Below are 19,647 nucleotides of genomic sequence, written 5' to 3' on the forward strand. Positions count from 1 at the left end.
CTTACTCAGCGAGGTCCTGCTCCTCAATGGTGAAGGTGTGGTTGGTGAATACACAGATGTCGCCGGCGATGCCGAGGGCGGTTTCGACGATTTCCCGGGCCGACAGGTCGGTCTTCTTCAGCAGTGCGCTGGCAGCGGCCTGGGCGTAACCGCCGCCGGAACCCATGGCGATCAGGCCTTCTTCGGGCTCAACCACATCGCCGTTACCGGTGATGATCAGGGAGGCATCTTTGTTGGCGACTGCGAGCATGGCTTCAAGGCGGCTGAGCGAACGGTCGGTGCGCCATTCTTTGGCGAGTTCGACGGCAGCGCGAACCAGGTGACCTTGGTGCTTCTCAAGCTGGCCTTCGAAACGTTCGAAGAGGGTGAAGGCGTCAGCGGTGGCCCCGGCAAAACCGGCGATAACCTGGCCGTGGTACAGGCGGCGAACTTTCTTCGCGTTGCCTTTCATCACGGTATTGCCGAGAGAAACCTGGCCGTCGCCGCCCATGACGACTTTGCCGTGGCGGCGAACTGAAACGATGGTGGTCAAGGGAGAGTCTCCACGCAGCGGGGCGAAAATGCCTTATGCCAACTCATATGGGGGTGGTGGAGCGTTTTTCAACTGCGGGGCGGGAGAGGGGACGAGTGGTGCTAGTCAGGTGGGAGCTGTGGTGTTTGCCAGGGCCCCTTCGCGAGCAAGCCCGCACCCACCTTGGAATGCGGTCAAATGTGGGAGCGGGCTTGCTCGCGAAGAACGATGACGCGGTGTCTCTGACGTGATCAGCGGCTCTGGCGTTGTTGTAACAACAGGTTGCTAAACCCGGCGCCGGCCAATTGTTTCTGCGCCGTTGTCAGTTGTTCGCGGTTGCTGAACGGTCCGACCAACACGCGATACCACGTCTCATCCTTCACCGTGCCGGACTCAACCGCCACCGCCTGACCCAACAGAATGATCTGCGCGCGAACCTTGTCCGCGTCAGTCTCCTTGCGGAACGAACCGGCCTGCAGGAAGAACTTGGTCACTGGCGCCGCTTTGGTGACGGGTGGCGCCGGTGGTGGCGTAATCCCGGCCAGAGCGGCCTGCGCGCGCGCCGTGTCGATCTTCGCCGCTTCGGCCGGAGTCACCGGCGTGGTCGGAATGGCTGGCACTTGTGGCGTCGGCAGGGTTTTCTCCGGCACGGCATCTGGCGGCACGATCACTTCCGATTCCGGCAGCAAGGTGTAGAAGTCGTACTTCGGCTTCACCGGTTGCGTCGGGCTCGGCGGGGTCTTGTTGGCCTCGGCGATCTTGGCTTTCTGTTGCTGTTCCACCTTCTCGCGCTTGACCGTGTCGCTGCCCTTGCCGGGCTCCAGTTTCATCAGGAAGACGATGAACGCGCCAACCGTCAGGCCGATGGCCATCCACAGCCAGCCCGGGATCGGCTGTTTTGCAGGAGCTTGGTAACGGCTGGCGCCACGCTTGGGTGCAGGTTTTTTCTTGGCAGCCAACTTACATACGCTCCAGAGTTTCCAGACCCAAGAGTTCCAGGCCTTGCTTGAGAGTGCGGCCGGTCAGCGCGGCGAGGCGCAGACGGCTTTGCATTTGCGCCGGGGTGTCGGCGCTGAGGATCGGGCAGTTCTCGTAGAAACTGGAGAACAGGCCGGCCACATCGTACAGGTAGGTGCAGAGGATGTGCGGCGTGCCTTTGTCGGACACGTTGTTGAGGATTTCACCGAACTGCGCCAGTTTGGCGGCCAGTTCATGTTCGTGTTCCGCTTCGAGCACGATCTGGCCTTCGACTTCGCTGAAGTCCTTGCCCAGTTTGCGGAACACACCAGCGACGCGAGTGTAGGCGTACAGCAAGTACGGCGCGGTGTTGCCTTCGAAATTGAGCATCAGGTCGAAGTTGAAGCTGTAGTCGCTGGTGCGATGCTTGGACAGGTCGGCATATTTCACCGCGCCAATGCCCACCACCTTGGCGATGTTGCGCAACTCGTCATCAGCCAGCTCTGGATTCTTGTCTTTCACCAGGGTGTAGGCGCGTTCCTGTGCTTCGGTCAGCAGGTCGATCAGCTTCACGGTGCCGCCATCACGGGTCTTGAACGGACGGCCGTCTTTACCGTTCATGGTGCCGAAGCCCATGTGTTCCATTTCCATCGGGTGCGTCACGAAGCCGGCCTTGCGCGCCACGGCGAACACTTGCTGGAAGTGCAGGGCCTGACGCTGGTCGACGAAGTACAGCGCGCGATCAGCCTTGAGCTTGCCGCTGCGATAACGCACGGCCGCCAGGTCGGTGGTGGCGTAGAGATAGCCGCCGTCAGCCTTGACGATGATCACCGGCAGCGGGTCGCCGTCGGCGTTCTTGAACTCGTCGAGGAACACGCACTGGGCGCCATTGCTCTCGACCAGCAGGCCGGCGGCCTTGAGGTCGTTAACCACGTTGATCAGGTCGTCGTTGTAAGCGCTTTCGCCCATCACGTCGGCCATGGTCAGTTTGACGTTCAGCAGTTCGTAGATTTTCTGGCAGTGCGACAGCGAGATGTCTTTGAACTTGGTCCACAGCGCCAGGCAGTCCGGGTCGCCGGCTTGCAGCTTGACCACCAGGCCACGGGCACGATCAGCAAACTCTTCGGATTCGTCGAAGCGTTGCTTGGCCGCGCGGTAAAAGTTTTCCAGGTCCGACAGCTCGTCGCTGGTGATCGGGTTTTCCTGCAGGTACGCCATCAGCATGCCGAACTGGGTGCCCCAGTCGCCCACGTGGTTCTGACGGATCACTTCGTCGCCGAGGAACTCCAGAACGCGCGCCACACCGTCACCGATGATGGTCGAGCGCAAATGGCCGACGTGCATTTCTTTGGCCAGGTTCGGTGCCGACAGGTCGACCACAGTGCGTTGCACCGGGCCGGCCTTGCGCACGCCAATGTGTGCGTCGGCCAGTGCGGCGTCGAGGCGAGTGGCCAGGGCATCGGTGTTCTGGAAGAAATTCAGAAAGCCCGGGCCGGCGATTTCGGTTTTGCTGACGTTTTCATCAGCCGGCAGCGCAGCGATGATCTTCTCGGCCAGGTCACGCGGCTTCATGCCGGCCGGTTTGGCCAGCATCATGGCGATGTTGCTGGCGAAGTCGCCGTTCTTCTTGTCGCGGGAGTTTTCCACCTGGATCGCCGGCGACAGGCCTTCAGGCAACACACCTTCGTTGACGAGTTGGGTGATGGCTTGTTGGATCAGCTGGCGAATGGTGTCTTTCATGGTGGTCTCTTTCGACCGCAAGCGCGGTGCGCGCTTCGATGCGCTGGTGGAAAAACTGGGCATTATCCGTTGCGAAGTCGGGCTTGCCAACTATAGCGGGCAGGTTATGGATATGTGGTGACCATTCGGCCGCTGTCGCGTGTAGGAGCACGGCTTGCCGGCGATGGCGGTCTCAAGGGCGCTATCGCCGGCAAGCCGTGCTCCTACGGGCGATAGCGATCTTGAACTCAATACAAATCTACGGGATCGACATCCAGCGACCAACGCACCGCCCGCCCGCTCGGCATCTGCTCCAGCACCAGCAACCAACTGCTCAACAACCGATGCAGCGGCGCCCGAGCCGTGGCCTGCAATAACAATTGCGCACGATAACGCCCGGCGCGACGCTCCATCGGCGCCGGCACCGGCCCCAGCAACTCGACCCCGCCCAGATTCTGCTCGGTCAGCAAGCGCTCAGCCTCACTGCACGCTTCATCCAGGAAGCTTTCAGCCTGCCCCGGTTTATGCGCTTCGGCCCGCAGCAGCGCCAAATGCGCAAACGGTGGTAGTCCAGCGGAGCGGCGTTCGCTCAACGCCTGTTCGGCAAACGCGAAATACCCTTGCTCGGTCAGTTGCACCAGCAGCGGATGGTCCGCCAGGTGCGTCTGGATAATCACTCTGCCCGGCTCTTCGGCCCGTCCGGCGCGCCCGGCCACCTGCACGATCAACTGCGCCATGCGCTCGCTGGCGCGGAAGTCGCCAGAGAACAGGCCGCCGTCGGCGTCGAGAATCGACACCAGCGTCACCCGTGGAAAGTGATGCCCTTTGGCAAGCATTTGCGTGCCGACCAAAATGCATGGCTGGCCCTTTTGAATGGTGGCGAACAGCTGATTCATCGCGTCCTTGCGTGACGTGCTGTCACGGTCGACTCGCAGCACCGGGACGTCCGGGAACAAAATCGACAGTCGTTCCTCGGCGCGCTCGGTGCCGGCGCCGACCGGGCGCAAATCGACCTTGCTGCATTTCGGGCAACGCCGGGGTACGCGCTCGACGTAGCCGCAATGGTGGCAGCGCAGCTCGCCGGAGCGCTGGTGCACGGTCATCCGCGCATCGCAGCGCTGGCATTCAGACATCCAGCCGCAGTCGTGACACAACAGCGTCGGCGCAAAGCCGCGACGATTGAGGAACACCAATACTTGCTGGCCGGCCGCCAGTGTCTGGCCGATGGCTTGCTGCATCGGCCCGGAAATGCCGCTGTCCAACGGGCGACTTTTTACATCCAGGCGCAGGAAGCGGGGTTGCTTGGCGCCACCCGCCCGCTCGTTCAGCCGCAGGAGGCCGTAACGACCGGTGTAGGCGTTGTGCAGGCTTTCCAGTGACGGCGTGGCGGAGCCGAGGACAATCGGGATGTTTTCCTGCCGCGCGCGTACCAATGCCAGGTCACGGGCGTGATAACGCAAGCCTTCCTGCTGTTTATAAGAGCCGTCGTGCTCTTCGTCGATGATGATGAGGCCGGGGTTTTTCATCGGCGTGAACAGCGCCGAGCGGGTGCCGATAATAATGTCGGCGTCGCCATCCCGGGCCGCGAGCCAGGCTTCGAGGCGTTCGCGGTCGTTGACCGCCGAGTGAATCAGCGCGATGCGCGCATTGAAGCGTTGTTCGAAGCGCGCCAGGGTTTGCGGCCCGAGGTTGATCTCCGGGATCAGCACTAGCGCCTGCTTGCCGGCTTCGAGGGTTTCGCGGATCAGCTGTAAATAGACTTCGGTCTTGCCGCTCCCGGTGACGCCGGCCAGCAGAAACGCGTGATAGCTGTCGAACCCGGCGCGAATCGCTTCATAGGCGGCGCGTTGTTCCGGGTTGAGCGGTAATTCCGGTTGCGCCAGCCAGTGCTCGTGGCGTGCGCCGGGGGCGTGTTTGCGGATCTCGACCTGGACCAGGTTTTTGGCTAGCAGCAAATCCAGGCTGTCTTTGCTCAGCATCAGTTTGCTCAGCAATTGATGCGCCACACCGTGGGGATGCTGGGCCAGAGTCGCCAATGCTTCGCGCTGGCGTGGCGCGCGGGCAATGCGCGGATCATCAAGGCTGGCGCCGGGCGCCGCGGACCAGAAGCGTTCCTGACGGGCTTCGGCCAGTTCGCCCTGGCGCAGCAAGACCGGCAGCGCCCAGCTCAAGGTATCGCCGAGGCTGTGCTGATAATACTGGGACGTCCACAGGCACAGCTTGAACAGCGCCGGTGGTAACGGCGGCGTGGCGTCGAGCAAGGCCAGCGCCGGTTTGAGCTTTTCCACCGGCACTTCGCTGGTGTCGGTGACCTCCACCAGAATCCCGATCATTTCCCGTCGACCGAACGGCACCCGCAGGCGCATGCCGGGCTGCAACTGGGCGCGCAGGACTCCGGCCGGGGCACGGTAATCGAACAGACGGCGCAGCGGCGAAGGCAGGGCGAGGCGCAAAATGGCGTCGGGCACGCGGGGGGATCTCGATAAACGGGCGGTAGTAAAGTCGGACGCATACTAATTGTGGGAGCGGGCTTGCTCGCGAATGTGGTGGATCAGACACATCATCGTTGCCTGACACACCGTATTCGCGAGCAAGCCCGCTCCCACAAGGAGTGCGTATTGGGTCGGGAGCCTAGCAGACGGTCGGTCTCAGCGACAGCTTGCGTGATCGGCAATGTCTGGTAGAATCCGCGGCCTAATTACGTGCGGTATTCAACAATAGTGTTGAGTGGCGGCACGCTAGCCTGAGGAATACACCATGAAAGCCGATATCCATCCAGCATACGAAACCATCGAAGTAACTTGCAGCTGCGGCAACAAGTTCGAAACTCGCTCGAACCTGTGCAAGCCACTGGGTACTGACGTATGCAACGAGTGCCACCCGTTCTACACCGGTAAGCAGAAGACTCTGGATACTGGCGGTCGTGTACAGCGCTTCGCAGACCGTTTTGGCGCTTTCGGCAAGAAAGCTCCAGCTGCTGCAGAGTAAGGTTGAAGGGCCCAGTGGGCTTTTCCTTGCTGTTGAAAAAGGCGTCCCTCGCGGGCGCCTTTTTTGTGTCCGCGATTTGGCTGTCAAGCGCCCAGGCATTCTGTCCGACGCCGAGCGGACTGGAGTCGGTCACCGTGCAACGGGTTGTGGATGGCGACACCTTGCGCCTGAGCGATGGCCGCAGTGTGCGCATGATCGGCTTGAACACGCCTGAGCTGGGTAAGCAGGGCCGTTCCGACGAGCCGTTTGCCGTGATCGCGCGCAAACGTCTTCAAGCGTTGGTGGCAGCCAGTGATGGTCGCGTCGGCTTGCTGCCGGGTAAAGAAAGCAAGGATCACTACGGCCGCACGCTGGCCCATCTATACGGCGCCAACGGTGCCAACCTTGAAGCGCAGATGCTCGCCGAAGGCCTCGGTTTTCAAGTGGCGGTCGCACCCAATGTTGATTTGGTCAGCTGCCAGCAAGCCGCTGAACGCAGTGCCCGACAGGCTGGGCTTGGGGTTTGGCAGCAATCTCCTGTACTGAAAGCGGAGCAGATCAACGCTTCCGGTTTCGCCGTGCTCAGCGGTCGTGTGAGCAAGGTTCAGCGCAATCGCGGTGGGATTTGGATCGAGTTGCAGGATTCGGTTGTATTGCGTGTTGCACCCAATCTGCTCGGGCAGTTCGATGTCCCGGTGCTGGAAAACCTGGAAGGCAAGCAGATCGAGGCGCGTGGCTGGGTGCTGGACCGTTCCCGTCGCGGCGGTTTGAAATCCGGGCAGGCGCGGTGGCTTCTGCCGCTCACTGATCCGTCGATGCTGCAAACTGCGCAATAAGAAAAAATTGTAGACATTTTTACTGTCGATTGTGAACAGTCTATCCCTTGTGTTCCGTGGCTCTTGGCCCAAAGTCTTAGGGCAGGGCGCTTGACAGGGGTGACCGGTCAGTCTTGTGGGGATTTTGCGAGGCGCGTATCCTCGCTGACCAGTCTGTCCAACAGTAAAAGCGGAATGCCCCCATGTCTGATTTGAAAACTGCCGCTCTCGAATATCATGCCCATCCTCGTCCAGGTAAGCTGAGCGTCGAGCTCACCAAGGCCACCGCTACCGCCCGCGACCTGTCGCTGGCCTACAGCCCCGGCGTAGCCGAACCAGTACGCGAAATCGCCCGCGATCCTGAACTGGCCTACAAATACACCGGCAAAGGCAACCTGGTTGCAGTCATTTCCGATGGCACCGCGATTCTTGGCCTGGGTAACCTCGGCCCATTGGCTTCCAAGCCTGTGATGGAAGGTAAAGGCGTGCTGTTCAAGCGCTTCGCCGGTATCGACGTTTTCGATATCGAAGTCGACTCCGAAAGCCCGCAAGCCTTCATCGACACCGTCAAGCGCATCTCCATCACCTTCGGTGGCATCAACCTGGAAGACATCAAGGCACCTGAGTGCTTTGAAATCGAACGCGCTCTGATCGAGCAGTGCGACATTCCAGTGTTCCACGATGACCAGCACGGCACCGCGATCGTTACCGCGGCCGGCATGATCAACGCCCTGGAAATCGCTGGCAAAACCCTCGCTGACGCCAAGATCGTCTGCCTGGGCGCCGGTGCGGCCGCCATCTCCTGCATGAAATTGCTGGTGAGCATGGGCGCCAACATCGAAAACATCTTCATGGTTGACCGTACCGGCGTGATCCACTCCGGCCGTGACGACCTGAACCAGTACAAGGCTGTTTTCGCTCACGCGACTGACAAGCGCACCCTGGCTGACGCGCTGACCGGTGCTGACGTGTTCGTCGGCCTGTCCGGCCCGAACCTGTTGAGCGCTGAAGGCCTGCTGTCGATGGCGCCTAACCCGATCGTGTTCGCGTGCTCCAACCCTGATCCGGAAATCTCCCCGGAACTGGCACACGCCACCCGTAGCGACGTGATCATGGCCACCGGCCGTTCGGACTACCCGAACCAGGTCAACAACGTGCTGGGCTTCCCGTTCATCTTCCGTGGTGCCCTGGACGTTCGCGCCAAGCGCATCAACGAAGAAATGAAAGTGGCTGCGGCCAACGCCCTGCGTGAACTGGCCAAGCTGCCAGTGCCTCAGGAAGTGTGCGACGCCTACGGTGGCATCAAACTGGAATTCGGCCGTGAGTACATCATTCCGAAACCAATGGATGCCCGCCTGATCACCCTGATCTCCGATGCTGTGGCTAAAGCCGCCATCGAGACTGGTGTTGCGACCCTGCCATATCCAAAGAACTACCCGCTGAAAAGCGTGGATGACGTGTTCAACGGCTAAGCCGTTGTAGCGCTTCAACCAAAAAGCCCCGGCTCGTATGAGTCGGGGCTTTTTTATGTCTGGCAGGTGCTCGTTCCCACGCTCCGCGTGGGAATGCCTCTTCGGACGCTCTGCGTTCGGCTCTGGATGGGGAGTGGAGCGTCCCGGGCTGCATTCCCACGCAGAGCGTGGGAACGATCAGTGCAACAAAAAGCCCCGCTCTTCTTCCGAAGGCGGGGCTTTTGCGTTGCGTTACCCGATCAGAACAAATCGATCGGTGCCGCTTCATCCGCAGGCAGCGGGCTGCCCGGCGCAGTGCCGTTACCCAGCTCATTCACCGACGGTGGCGTGTCCTCAGCCTTGAACAGTTCAAAGTACGCGCCTGGTGTCCCTGGGCTGGCGGCACGACCGCTGACCGGGTCGACCCGCAGGCTCAGGATGCCTTCCGGCTCTGGCTGCGTATGCGGCGGTTTGTCTTTGAGCGCGGCGCCCATGTAGCTCATCCAGATCGGCAGCGCGACGGTGCCGCCGAACTCCTTGCGGCCGAGGCTTTCAGGCTGGTCGAAACCGGTCCAGACAGTGGTCACGTAATCGGCGTTATAGCCGGAGAACCAAGCATCCTTGGATTCGTTGGTCGTGCCGGTCTTGCCTGCAATGTCGCCACGTCCCAAGGCCAGCGCGCGACGGCCGGTACCGAGCTTGATCACGTCCTCCAGCATGCTGTTGAGGATGAAAGTCGTGCGACCATCGACGATGCGTTCGGCTACCGCCGGCGTTTGCGGCGCAGTGCCCGGCGCGGCTGGCGCGTCGCCCGGTGTCGCGTTGACTGTAAAGGTCTGCGCGACCGGCGCAGCAATGCCGCTGGTCGCTGCATCGCCCTGAGGCACGCTCGGCGGATTGGCGACGAACAACGTGTCGCCGTTACGGCTTTCAATTTTGTCGATGATGTACGGGGTGATCTTGAAGCCGCCGTTGGCAAAGGTGCTCCAACCCGTGGCGATCTCCATCGGCGTCAGGGTCGCGGTGCCCAGCGCCAGCGACAGGTTGGGCGGCAAGTCCTGCTTGTTGAAGCCAAATCGGGTGATGTAGTCGATAGTCTTGCCGACGCCCATCGCTTGCAGCAAGCGGATCGACACCAGGTTACGCGACTTGTACAGCGCCTCGCGCAGACGGATCGGACCGAGGAAGGTGTTGGTGTCGTTCTTCGGACGCCAGACCTTGTCCAGGTATTCGTCGACAAACACGATCGGTGCGTCGTTCACCAGGCTGGAGGCGGTGTAGCCGTTATCCAGCGCCGCACTGTAGACGAACGGTTTGAAGCTCGAGCCTGGTTGGCGCTTGGCCTGCAAGGCACGGTTGTAGTTGCTCTGCTCGAAGGCAAAACCGCCGACCAGCGAACGAATGGCGCCGTTCTGAGGATCAAGGGATACCAGTGCGCCTTGTGCTTGTGGAATTTGGCTGAACTTCAGCGAATTGTCCGGCTGACGCTGCACGCGAATCAGATCGCCGACTTGAGCCACATCCGAAGGCTGCTTCGGATTGGCGCCCATGCTGTTGGTGTTCAGGAACGGACGCGCCCACTTCATGCTGTCCCAGCCGACGTGTTCGTCACCGGTGCGGGTCATCACTTGCAGGCCATTCTTGTCGACCTGAGTCACGATGGCGGGTTCAAGGCCGCTGATCGTGCGTTGCTTGGTCAGCTCGGTTGCCCAGGCCTCACGGGTCTTGCCCGGCAGGCGCGACTCGGGGCCGCGATAACCATGGCGCTGGTCATACGTCATCAAGCCTTCGTGAACCGCGGTGTTGGCCATTTCCTGCAGATTGCTCGGCACGGTCGTGGTCACGCGGAAACCTTCGGTGTAGGCGTCGCTGCCATAACGCCCGACCATTTCGGCCCGGGCCATTTCGGCGATGTACGGTGCATTCACTTCCGGCGTCGGCACGTGATAGCTGGCGTTCAGTGGCTCGTTGATTGCCGTGGTGTAGTCGGCTTCGGTGATTTTCCCGAGCTTGTACATGCGCCCCAGAATCCAGTCGCGGCGCTCTTTGCTGCGGGCCGGGTTGGCCAGCGGGTTAAAGCGCGACGGGGCTTTTGGCAGGCCGGCGATCATCGCCATCTGGGCGAGGCTGACGTCGCGAATCGATTTGCCGTAATAGACCTGCGCGGCGGCTTCGATGCCGTAGGCGCGGTTGCCCAGGTAGATCTTGTTGACATACAGCTCAAGGATCTCGTCCTTGGTCAGCTGCCGTTCGATCTGTAGGGCGAGGAGAATTTCGGTGGTTTTGCGCGAGAAACTGCGTTCGCTGGTCAGGAAGAAGTTCTTCGCCACCTGCATGGTGATGGTGCTGCCACCGGACTGAATGTGTCCGCTTTTGACCAATTGGGTCGCGGCACGCATCAGGCTGCTAGGGTCGACGCCATAGTGGTTGGCGAAATTGTCGTCTTCAGCACTTAGTAACGCATTAATGAAATTGGGGGGAATGTCGGCGAAACGGATCGGAGTACGGCGCATTTCGCCAAATTCTGCGATCAATTTGTTATCGCTGCTGTAGACCCGCAAAGGAATCTGCAACTGGATGCTTCTCAATGCCTCCACGGACGGCAATCCGGGACTAAGGTAAAGAAAGGCGCCACTCAGACCCAGAAGCAGTCCGCAGAAAACGGCGACGATGGACCAACCGAAAAATTTCAGCAGACGAATCAAGGCTTTTGGACATCCAGGGCAAAGAATGAATGAGGCATCAGGGTTCGGATAAACAGGGAACAACCCGCGCTTGAAGTAAAAACCGGAAAAAAACGCTGGGCATTATAAGCATTTTTCCGCAGGGAGCGTCATCGGCGCTTCTGTCAAGACGGGAGGTAATGAACGCAACGGATATTACAGAGTCCGTAAGACACGGATAGTCATAGGGAATGTGTGGTGCTAGGACTCTTCAAGAAAAAAGCCAACTCGCTGTTGGGGATCGACATCAGTTCCACGTCGGTAAAGCTTCTGGAGCTGAGTCGTCAGGGTGACCGTTATCGGGTCGAGGCGTACGCGGTAGAGCCGTTGCCGGCCAATGCCGTGGTCGAAAAAAACATCGCTGAGCTCGAGGGTGTCGGGCAGGCGCTTTCTCGTGTGCTGCTCAAGGCCAGGACCAGCCTCAAGAACGTGGCGGTGGCGGTGGCCGGTTCGGCCGTGATCACCAAGACCATCGAGATGGACGGCGGTCTTTCCGACGACGAGATGGAAAACCAGCTCAAGATCGAGGCCGATCAATACATTCCCTACCCGTTGGACGAAGTCGCCATCGACTTCGAGGTCCAGGGCGTGTCCGCGCGTAACCCGGAGCGGGTCAATGTGCTGCTGGCCGCCTGTCGCAAGGAAAATGTCGAAGTCCGTGAAGCGGCTCTGGCCTTGGCCGGCCTGACGGCGCGCGTGGTCGATGTCGAGGCTTACGCGCTGGAGCGCTCCTTCGGTTTGCTCTCGACACAACTGGCCGCTTCACAAGAGCGCCTGACGGTTGCGGTGGTGGACATTGGCGCGACCATGACCACCCTGAGCGTGCTGCACAACGGCAAGATCATCTACACCCGTGAGCAATTGTTCGGTGGTCGGCAACTGACTGAGGAAATTCAGCGACGGTATGGCCTGACGGTCGAACAGGCCGGGCTGGCGAAGAAGCAGGGCGGGTTGCCCGACGACTACGTTAGCGAAGTCTTGCAACCGTTTCGCGAGGCGCTGGTGCAACAGGTTTCGCGCTCGTTGCAGTTCTTCTTTGCCTCTGGCCAGTACAACGCGGTCGATCACATTCTACTGGCCGGGGGCACGGCGTCGGTGTCGGGGCTTGACCGGTTGATCGAACAGCGCCTAAGCACGCCGACCCAGGTGGCCAACCCGTTCTCCAACATGGCCCTGAGCAGCAAGGTCAACGCCAGCGCCCTGGCCAGCGATGCGCCGGCGCTGATGATCGCGTGCGGGCTTGCGCTCAGGAGTTTTGACTGATGGCGCGGATCAATCTTTTACCCTGGCGCGAAGAGCTGCGGGAAGAACGGCGCAAACGCTTTTTACTGGCGTTGATCGGCGTAGTGCTGTGCTCCGTGGGGGGCGTATTGGTCGCGGATCAGCTCATCAGCGGCGCCATCGATCGGCAGGCTGCCCGTAACGCCTACATCGGCAAGCAGATCGCAGTGGTCGACGAGCGGATTGCACAGATCAGTGATTTGAAAGCCCGTCGCCAGCAACTGGTCGAGCGCATGCGCATCATCCAGGACCTGCAAGGCAACCGGTCGATCAGCGGCCGGATCTTCGATCAATTGGCGCGTTCGTTGCCGGACGGCGTGTATTTCACCGAAGTGAAAATGGTCGGCAAAACCCTGTCCATTACCGGGGCGGCGGAGTCAAACAATCGGGTGTCGGACCTGATGCGCAACCTCGACGCGTCCGACTGGTTCGATGCCCCGAGCCTTACCGAGGTCAAGGCGACGACCGCTGGTCAACTGGACCAGGCCAATGTCTTTCAGCTGACCGTTCGTCAGACACAACCCGCTGCCGTGGAGGACGATAAATGAGTCCGTCCCAATGGCTGGAAGGGTTGCGCAATGTGGATCTAAACGATCTGGACACCAGCAACATGGGTTCCTGGCCGCCAGCGATCAAGGCCGTGGTGGGGGTTCTGCTGATGCTGCTGGTGTTGGCGCTGGGGTACACCTTTTACCTCAGTGACCTCGAAGACCAGCTCAATCTCCAGCGCGAGGAAGAGTCGACTCTCAAGGAGCAATTCGCGTCCAAAGCCCACATGGCGGCGAATCTTGAGCTGTACACCCAGCAAATGAAGGAGATGGAAAACTCCTTTGGCGTGCTGCTGCGGCAATTGCCCAGCGACACTGAGGTTCCCGGTCTGCTGGAGGACATTACCCGCACGGGCCTCGGCAGCGGGCTGGAGTTCGAAGAGATCAAGCTTCTGCCGGAAGTCACCCAGCAGTTTTATATCGAACTGCCGATTCAGATCACCGTCACTGGCGCCTATCACGACCTGGCGACCTTCGTCAGTGGCGTGGCCGGGCTGCCCCGGATCGTGACACTGCATGATTTCGACATTGCGCCGGCCAGCCCTGAAGGTGGACCGAAGCTGCGCATGAGCATCCTGGCCAAGACCTATCGCTACAACGACAACGGGGCGCAGAAATGAACCCGCTTCGTTGCGTATCGATGGTGGTGTTGTTCGCCAGCCTGACCGCGTGCGGCAGCGGCAGCGACAGTGATGTCGGTGACCTGGATGCTTACATGAACGAAGTGCGCCTGCGGGCCCCGGGCAAAATTGAACCAACGCCGACGTTTCGGTCTTACCCAACGTTCACCTACAACGCCGCCAACCTGCGCAGTCCGTTTTCCCGGCAGGTCAGAGTGGACCTGGCAGGCCAGAAGCGTGGTTCGCGCAACGTCAAACCCGACCTCAATCGAGTCAAGCAGTACCTCGAAGGATTCAACATCGAGCAGTTTGAAATGGTCGGCACGATCTCCAATGCCTCCGGCTCCTTCGCGCTGTTGCGCGGGGCGGGCGGGGTGCACCGGCTGAAAGTTGGCGATTACCTGGGGCGTAACGATGGACGGATCGTCGCCATCAGCGGCTCACAAGTCGATGTGGTCGAAATCGTTCCCGATGGCGAGGGTGCCTGGCTGGAGCGGCCACGGACCCTTCCTTTGAAAGAGCACTCATAGTGGAACTCGAATAATGAACAGGACTTTCTCAACCCTCGGCATTTCGCTATGGATAGCGTTGGTGTCTCCGATGGTGCTGGCGGCCAACCTCAATGCGCTGGATGTTGCCGCGCTGCCGGGTGATCGCGTCGAGTTGAAGTTGTCTTTCGATGGGCCGCCTCCGGTGCCCGACGGTTACACCACCGAACAGCCGGCGCGGATTGCACTGGACCTGCCCGGCGTGGTCAGTCAGTTGAAGAGCAAGACTCGTGACCTGGGTGGTGGCAACGCCCGCAGCGCTACGGTGGTGGAGGCCAACGACCGCACGCGGCTGATCATCAACCTGACGCAATTGACGCCGTATAACGCGAGGGTCGAAGGCAATACTCTGTTGGTGGTGATTGGTCAGGGGGCCAACAGCAAGGCCTCGAAACCGGCACCCCGCGCTACGGTTGCACTGCCGGCACCGGCGAAAACCTACGCCCCATCGAGCAAGTCCATTCGCGGCGTCGACTTCCAGCGCGGCACCCAGGGCGAAGGCAACGTAGTCATAGACCTGTCGGATCCGTCCATCGCGCCGGACATCCAGGAACACGAAGGCAAGATCATCCTCGGTTTCGCCAGGACCCAACTGCCCGAAAAGTTGCGCGTACGCCTCGACGTCAAGGATTTCGCCACTCCGGTGCAATTCGTCAACGCCGTCGCCACTGGCGATCGGGCCACGATCACCATCGAGCCCGGCGGCGCCTTCGACTATTCGACCTATCAGACCGACAACAAGCTGACCGTCAGCATCCGACCGATGACGGTCGACGATCTGCAAAAGCGCAACGCAGAGCGCTTCGCCTACACCGGCGAAAAACTCTCGCTTAACTTCCAGGACATCGACGTGCGCTCGGTGCTGCAACTGATCGCCGATTTCACCAACCTCAATCTGGTGGCCAGCGACACTGTGCAGGGCGGCATCACGTTGCGGTTGCAGAACGTGCCGTGGGATCAGGCGCTGGACCTGGTGCTGAAAACCAAGGGCCTGGACAAGCGCAAGATCGGCAACGTGCTGTTGGTGGCGCCGGCCGATGAAATCGCCGCCCGGGAGCGTCAGGAACTGGAATCGCAGAAGCAGATCGCCGAACTGGCGCCATTACGGCGCGAGCTGTTGCAGGTCAACTATGCCAAGGCTGCGGACATTGCCAAGCTGTTCACTTCGGTGACCAGTGCCGAGGCGAAAGCCGACGAGCGGGGGTCGATCACCGTTGATGACCGTACCAACAACATCATTGCCTACCAGACTCAGGATCGCCTCGATGAACTTCGTCGCATCGTCACGCAACTGGACATCCCGGTTCGCCAGGTGATGATCGAAGCGCGAATTGTCGAAGCCAATGTCGATTACGACAAAAGCCTTGGCGTGCGCTGGGGCGGTTCGGTGCGGAACAAGGGCAACTGGAATACGTCCGGGGCCAGCGATGGGAGGACCATCGGCACGCCGGAAAGCACCAGTACCAACTCGTCGTTTGTCGACATGGGCGCAGCGGGCAGCACCTCGGGCATCGGCATCGCCTTCATCACCGACAACGTATTGCTCGATCTGGAACTGACGGCGATGGAGAAAACCGGCAACGGCGAAATCGTCTCGCAGCCCAAGGTGGTCACGTCCGACAAGGAAACCGCAAAAATCCTCAAGGGCACGGAGATTCCCTACCAGGAAGCCAGCTCCAGTGGCGCGACTTCGGTGTCGTTCAAGGAGGCCTCGCTGTCGCTGGAAGTGACGCCGCAGATCACCCCGGACAACCGGATCATCATGGAGGTCAAGGTCACCAAGGACGAACCGGACTACCTGAACAAGGTGCAGGATGTACCGCCGATCAAGAAAAACGAGGTCAACGCCAAGGTTCTGGTCAACGATGGCGAGACCATCGTCATTGGCGGGGTTTTCTCAAATACTCAGAGCAAGGTTGTAGATAAGGTGCCATTTCTAGGCGATGTGCCGTATCTTGGCCGCCTTTTCCGGCGTGACGTGGTTTCGGAGAAAAAATCCGAGCTGCTGGTATTTCTCACTCCGCGTATCATGAACAACCAGGCGATTGCTGTGAGTCATTGATTCTGTGCGAAATTTGATTCTTGTTGGACCGATGGGCGCTGGTAAAAGCACCATCGGCCGGTTGCTGGCCAAAGAGCTGCGCCTGCCGTTCAAAGATTCCGATAAGGAAATTGAATTGCGCACGGGCGCCAATATCCCGTGGATTTTCGATAAAGAAGGCGAACCGGGCTTTCGTGACCGCGAGCAGGCGATGATTGCCGAGCTATGTGGCTGCGATGGCGTGGTGTTGGCGACCGGTGGCGGCGCAGTCATGCGCGAAGCCAATCGTCGGGCGCTGCATGCCGGTGGTCGGGTGGTCTACTTGCATGCTTCTGTCGAGCAGCAAGTAGGCCGAACAGCCCGTGACCGCAATCGACCCTTGTTGCGCACCGCTGATCCGGCCAAGACCCTGCGGGATCTATTGGCGATCCGCGATCCGCTGTATCGGGAAATCGCCGACCTGGTGGTGGAAACCGATGAGCGGCCGCCGCGAATGGTGGTGCTCGACATCCTCGAACGCTTGCAGCAGCTACCGCCCCGTTAATGCACAGCGCGAAATGCGCTATCCTCGGCGTCCTGTCATGACCGCTCAAGGTTGTGGCAGATGGCTACCGAACGGCGTCACACCAGCAGGCGCCGTGGACATTTGATAACTCAAGGCAGGACGCCTGATTCATCTTCACTGTGGGGACACATGCAGACACTCAAGGTCGATCTAGGCGAGCGCAGCTACCCGATTCACATTGGCGAAGGTTTGTTGGATCAGCCTGAGCTGCTGGCCCCGCATATTCGCGGACGGCAAGTAGCGATCATTTCCAACGAGACCGTTGCACCGCTCTACCTCGAACGTCTGACCCGCAGCCTGGCGCAGTTCTCGGTAGTTTCCGTGGTACTGCCGGACGGCGAAGCCTTCAAGACCTGGGAAACCCTGCAACTGATCTTCGACGGCCTGCTGACCGCACGGCACGACCGCCGCACCACTGTGATCGCCCTCGGTGGCGGTGTGATTGGTGACATGGCCGGGTTCGCGGCCGCCTGCTACCAGCGCGGCGTTGATTTCATTCAAGTGCCGACCACGTTGCTGTCGCAAGTCGACTCTTCGGTGGGCGGCAAGACCGGTATCAACCATCCGATGGGCAAGAACATGGTCGGCGCGTTTTATCAGCCGAACGTGGTGCTGATCGATACCGCGACCCTCAATACCCTGCCGGCCCGCGAACTGTCCGCTGGCCTGGCTGAAGTCATCAAGTACGGACTGATCTGCGATGAGCCGTTCCTGACCTGGCTCGAAGAAAACGTTGATCGCCTGCGCGCCCTGGACCAGGTCGCCCTGACCTACGCCATCGAGCGTTCCTGCGCCGCCAAGGCTGCGGTGGTCGGTGCCGACGAAAAAGAGACTGGTGTGCGTGCCACGTTGAACCTCGGTCATACGTTCGGCCACGCCATCGAAACCCATATGGGCTATGGTGTCTGGCTTCATGGTGAGGCTGTCGCTGCTGGCACCGTGATGGCTTTGGAGATGTCCGCGCGACTGGGCTGGATCAGCGAACAGGAGCGTGATCGCGGTATCCGCCTGTTCCAGCGCGCCGGCCTGCCGGTTATCCCGCCTGAAGAGATGACTGAAGCCGATTTCCTTGAACACATGGCAATTGACAAGAAAGTGATCGACGGTCGTTTGCGCCTGGTGCTGCTGCGCCACATGGGCGAAGCGGTGGTGACCGACGATTATCCGAAAGAGATTTTACAGGCCACGCTGGGAGCGGATTACCGCGCCCTGGCTCAGCTGAAAGGTTAATAAGATCCCGATGACTAGTTTGCATGCCGACGAGGCTTTCCTCGGCCATTACCAGTTAAGTCATGACCCTTTTGCTCCACGGGTGCCTGGCTTCAAATTTTTCCCGGCCCAGCGCAAACCAGTGCTGGGGCAACTGCATCACCTGGCGCGTTATAGCCAGTTGCTGCTGGTGGTCACGGGCCCGCAGGGCAGTGGCAAGACGCTGTTGCGTCAGGCTCTGGTAGCCAGCACTAACAAGCAGTCGGTGCAGAGCGTGGTGGTATCCGCTCGCGGCGCGGGCGATTCGGCCGGCATCTTGCGCCAGGTCGCTCAATCGCTGAACGTCGAGCAGGCTGAGATCGGCGCGATTCTGGCGCAAGTGGTGCAACTCGCATTGACCGGTCAGGAAGTCTATTTGCTGGTGGACGATGCCGAGCAGCTCGACGAGTCCGCGCTGGAAGCCCTGATGGCTCTGGCGGCCGGCGCACCGGAAGGTCGCCCGCACGTGTTCCTGTTTGGCGAGTCGTCGCTGATCGCTCAGCTTGAGGCGCTGAGCCTTGAGGAAGAGCGCTTCCACGTGATCGAACTGCAGCCTTACACCGAAGAAGAAACCCGCGAATATCTGGATCAGCGCCTCGAAGGCGCCGGTCGGGGTATCGAACTTTTCACCGCGGATCAGATCTCTGATATTCACGAAAGCTCCGACGGTTGGCCTGGAAACATCAATCAGGTCGCCCGCGATGCAATGATCGAAGCAATGATTGCCAGCCGCTCTGCGGTAAAGCGTCCAAGTATGGGGTTCAACATGCCGAAGAAACACGTATTGGCGATTTCCGCCGTAGTCGTGGTCGCGGTAGCCGCCGCCTGGTTGATGCCGGGTCGCAGCAAAGCACCGACCACTGGCGCACCTGCCAATGAACAGGCGCAGTTGCCATTGGGCACGCCGAAACCGAATGCCGGCGGCGCGCCTTCCGTCGAATTCGCCGGTAACTCGCAGCCTATGCCATTGCCGCTGGTCGGCAACTCGCAACCGGTCATGCGCGGTCCGTTGGCTGAAGCCGCCGGTGGCATCACCGAAGGTGACGATGGCGTGCCCGTCGAGGGTTCCAGCGCCACACCGCCAACCGTGACCACTGTGGCGCCGCCAGCGGGCATTCAGCCAGGCCCTGCGCCGACGCCGGCCGCTAAACCTGTTCCTGCCCCGACTCAGGTCGCAACCGCCAAGCCAGCCCCGGCTGCGCCTGCCGTGAAGCCGGCTCCAGCGCCTGCCAAGCCTGCCAAGCCTGTCGCCGTGGCCACCGCCAAGCCTGCCGAGAAGCCAGCGCCTGCCGCCAAGGCCGCTGGCGGCACGTGGTACGCCGGTCAACCGACCAGCAACTACGTGGTGCAGATTCTCGGCACCAGCTCCGAAACGACTGCACAAAACTTCGTGAAAGAGCAGGGCGGCGAGTACCGTTATTTCAAGAAAGTCCTCAATGGCAAGCCGCTTTACGTCATCACCTACGGTAACTTCGCCAACCGCGATGCAGCCGTTACCGCCATCAAGGCCTTGCCAGCGAAGGTTCAGGCTGGTAAACCTTGGCCTCGCACTGTCGCCAGCGTCCAACAGGAACTGGCAACAACTCGCTGAAGATTCGGCGGCCTTACCCAGGCCGCCTCTCCCGGCACCTCAAAATTTCTACAAGCGCATGC

The 19,647-nt window shown here is 60.5% G+C and carries 17 protein-coding genes; 12 read left to right on the forward strand and 5 right to left on the reverse strand.

All coding sequences use genetic code 11. From position 1 onward, the window contains the following. Position 1 precedes the first annotated feature (1 nt). From hslV to argS, 3 genes are all read right to left on the reverse strand, one after another. Positions 2-532: an ATP-dependent protease subunit HslV gene (gene hslV, locus EAH78_RS14810; protein ID WP_007899242.1), complete on the reverse strand. Its 531-nt coding sequence runs from the start codon at positions 530-532 to the stop codon at positions 2-4. A gap of 230 nt (positions 533-762) precedes the next feature. Continuing rightward, complete coding sequence (locus EAH78_RS14815) at positions 763-1,470, reverse strand: SPOR domain-containing protein (RefSeq protein ID WP_123435494.1); 708 nt, start codon at positions 1,468-1,470, stop codon at positions 763-765. Position 1,471: 1 nt separating this feature from the next. After that, on the reverse strand, positions 1,472-3,208 hold the full coding sequence (argS, locus tag EAH78_RS14820) for an arginine--tRNA ligase (RefSeq protein WP_140668181.1): 1,737 nt from the start codon (positions 3,206-3,208) through the stop codon (positions 1,472-1,474). Here argS and EAH78_RS33010 point away from each other — a divergent pair. Continuing rightward, positions 3,207-3,329: a hypothetical protein gene (locus tag EAH78_RS33010; RefSeq protein ID WP_275671718.1), complete on the forward strand. Its 123-nt coding sequence runs from the start codon at positions 3,207-3,209 to the stop codon at positions 3,327-3,329. The genes argS and EAH78_RS33010 overlap by 2 nt on opposite strands. Before the next feature lie 106 nt (positions 3,330-3,435). On the opposite strand, the gene EAH78_RS14825 is transcribed toward EAH78_RS33010, so the two are convergent. Beyond that, a complete protein-coding gene (locus EAH78_RS14825) occupies positions 3,436-5,655 on the reverse strand; it encodes a primosomal protein N' (RefSeq protein WP_140668182.1) in 2,220 nt (739 codons plus the stop codon). 289 nt (positions 5,656-5,944) lie between these two features. Between EAH78_RS14825 and rpmE the strand changes: the two genes are divergently transcribed. The 3 genes from rpmE to EAH78_RS14845 all read left to right on the forward strand — a co-directional run bounded on the left by rpmE (position 5,945) and on the right by EAH78_RS14845 (position 8,441). Further along, a complete protein-coding gene (rpmE, locus tag EAH78_RS14835; protein ID WP_008080648.1) occupies positions 5,945-6,175 on the forward strand; it encodes a 50S ribosomal protein L31 in 231 nt (76 codons plus the stop codon). Positions 6,176-6,189: 14 nt separating this feature from the next. Next, on the forward strand, positions 6,190-6,990 hold the full coding sequence (locus EAH78_RS14840) for a thermonuclease family protein (RefSeq protein WP_140668183.1): 801 nt from the start codon (positions 6,190-6,192) through the stop codon (positions 6,988-6,990). 182 nt (positions 6,991-7,172) lie between these two features. Beyond that, positions 7,173-8,441, forward strand: a complete 1,269-nt coding sequence (locus EAH78_RS14845; RefSeq protein WP_140668184.1) for a malic enzyme-like NAD(P)-binding protein — start codon at positions 7,173-7,175, stop codon at positions 8,439-8,441. Positions 8,442-8,680: 239 nt separating this feature from the next. Here the strand turns inward: EAH78_RS14845 and EAH78_RS14850 are convergent, their stop codons facing one another. Then, positions 8,681-11,122 (reverse strand): penicillin-binding protein 1A, encoded by a 2,442-nt coding sequence (locus EAH78_RS14850; RefSeq protein WP_430539939.1) that lies wholly within the window; start codon positions 11,120-11,122, stop codon positions 8,681-8,683. Between the two features lie 219 nt (positions 11,123-11,341). Between EAH78_RS14850 and EAH78_RS14855 the strand changes: the two genes are divergently transcribed. The 8 genes from EAH78_RS14855 to EAH78_RS14890 all read left to right on the forward strand — a co-directional run bounded on the left by EAH78_RS14855 (position 11,342) and on the right by EAH78_RS14890 (position 19,585). Then, positions 11,342-12,406 carry a pilus assembly protein PilM gene (locus EAH78_RS14855; protein ID WP_140668186.1) on the forward strand — a complete coding sequence of 355 codons (1,065 nt, stop codon included), beginning with the start codon at positions 11,342-11,344 and terminating at the stop codon, positions 12,404-12,406. Continuing rightward, positions 12,406-12,972, forward strand: coding sequence for a PilN domain-containing protein (locus tag EAH78_RS14860; RefSeq protein ID WP_140668187.1), 567 nt, complete (start codon positions 12,406-12,408; stop codon positions 12,970-12,972). The genes EAH78_RS14855 and EAH78_RS14860 overlap by 1 nt, the downstream gene beginning before the upstream one ends. Then, positions 12,969-13,592 carry a type 4a pilus biogenesis protein PilO gene (pilO, locus tag EAH78_RS14865; protein ID WP_140668188.1) on the forward strand — a complete coding sequence of 208 codons (624 nt, stop codon included), beginning with the start codon at positions 12,969-12,971 and terminating at the stop codon, positions 13,590-13,592. Before EAH78_RS14860 ends, pilO begins: the two co-directional genes overlap by 4 nt. Beyond that, complete coding sequence (locus tag EAH78_RS14870; protein ID WP_140668189.1) at positions 13,589-14,122, forward strand: pilus assembly protein PilP; 534 nt, start codon at positions 13,589-13,591, stop codon at positions 14,120-14,122. Before pilO ends, EAH78_RS14870 begins: the two co-directional genes overlap by 4 nt. A 13-nt stretch (positions 14,123-14,135) precedes the next feature. Continuing rightward, positions 14,136-16,202, forward strand: a complete 2,067-nt coding sequence (pilQ, locus tag EAH78_RS14875) for a type IV pilus secretin PilQ (protein WP_140668190.1) — start codon at positions 14,136-14,138, stop codon at positions 16,200-16,202. A gap of 4 nt (positions 16,203-16,206) precedes the next feature. Beyond that, on the forward strand, positions 16,207-16,725 hold the full coding sequence (gene aroK / locus EAH78_RS14880) for a shikimate kinase AroK (RefSeq protein WP_027922095.1): 519 nt from the start codon (positions 16,207-16,209) through the stop codon (positions 16,723-16,725). Positions 16,726-16,875: 150 nt separating this feature from the next. Further along, the gene (gene aroB / locus EAH78_RS14885) at positions 16,876-17,976 is read left to right on the forward strand and encodes a 3-dehydroquinate synthase (RefSeq protein WP_140668191.1); all 1,101 of its coding nucleotides are present in this window, start codon (positions 16,876-16,878) and stop codon (positions 17,974-17,976) included. Between the two features lie 10 nt (positions 17,977-17,986). Continuing rightward, positions 17,987-19,585 (forward strand): SPOR domain-containing protein, encoded by a 1,599-nt coding sequence (locus EAH78_RS14890; protein ID WP_140668192.1) that lies wholly within the window; start codon positions 17,987-17,989, stop codon positions 19,583-19,585. Positions 19,586-19,647 lie beyond the last annotated feature (62 nt).

The organism is Pseudomonas arsenicoxydans (genome assembly GCF_006438915.1).
Classification (GTDB): Bacteria; Pseudomonadota; Gammaproteobacteria; order Pseudomonadales; family Pseudomonadaceae; genus Aquipseudomonas; species Aquipseudomonas arsenicoxydans_A.

Coding starts and splice junctions, on each gene's coding strand:
- EAH78_RS14860 (WP_140668187.1), top strand. CDS start 12,406: ATGGCGCGGATCAATCTTTTACCCTGGCGCGAAGAGCTGCGGGAAGAA.
- pilQ (WP_140668190.1), top strand. CDS start 14,136: ATGAACAGGACTTTCTCAACCCTCGGCATTTCGCTATGGATAGCGTTG.
- aroB (WP_140668191.1), top strand. CDS start 16,876: ATGCAGACACTCAAGGTCGATCTAGGCGAGCGCAGCTACCCGATTCAC.
- EAH78_RS14845 (WP_140668184.1), top strand. CDS start 7,173: ATGTCTGATTTGAAAACTGCCGCTCTCGAATATCATGCCCATCCTCGT.
- EAH78_RS33010 (WP_275671718.1), top strand. CDS start 3,207: ATGGTGGTCTCTTTCGACCGCAAGCGCGGTGCGCGCTTCGATGCGCTG.
- EAH78_RS14890 (WP_140668192.1), top strand. CDS start 17,987: ATGACTAGTTTGCATGCCGACGAGGCTTTCCTCGGCCATTACCAGTTA.
- argS (WP_140668181.1), bottom strand. CDS start 3,208: ATGAAAGACACCATTCGCCAGCTGATCCAACAAGCCATCACCCAACTC.
- pilO (WP_140668188.1), top strand. CDS start 12,969: ATGAGTCCGTCCCAATGGCTGGAAGGGTTGCGCAATGTGGATCTAAAC.
- EAH78_RS14870 (WP_140668189.1), top strand. CDS start 13,589: ATGAACCCGCTTCGTTGCGTATCGATGGTGGTGTTGTTCGCCAGCCTG.
- rpmE (WP_008080648.1), top strand. CDS start 5,945: ATGAAAGCCGATATCCATCCAGCATACGAAACCATCGAAGTAACTTGC.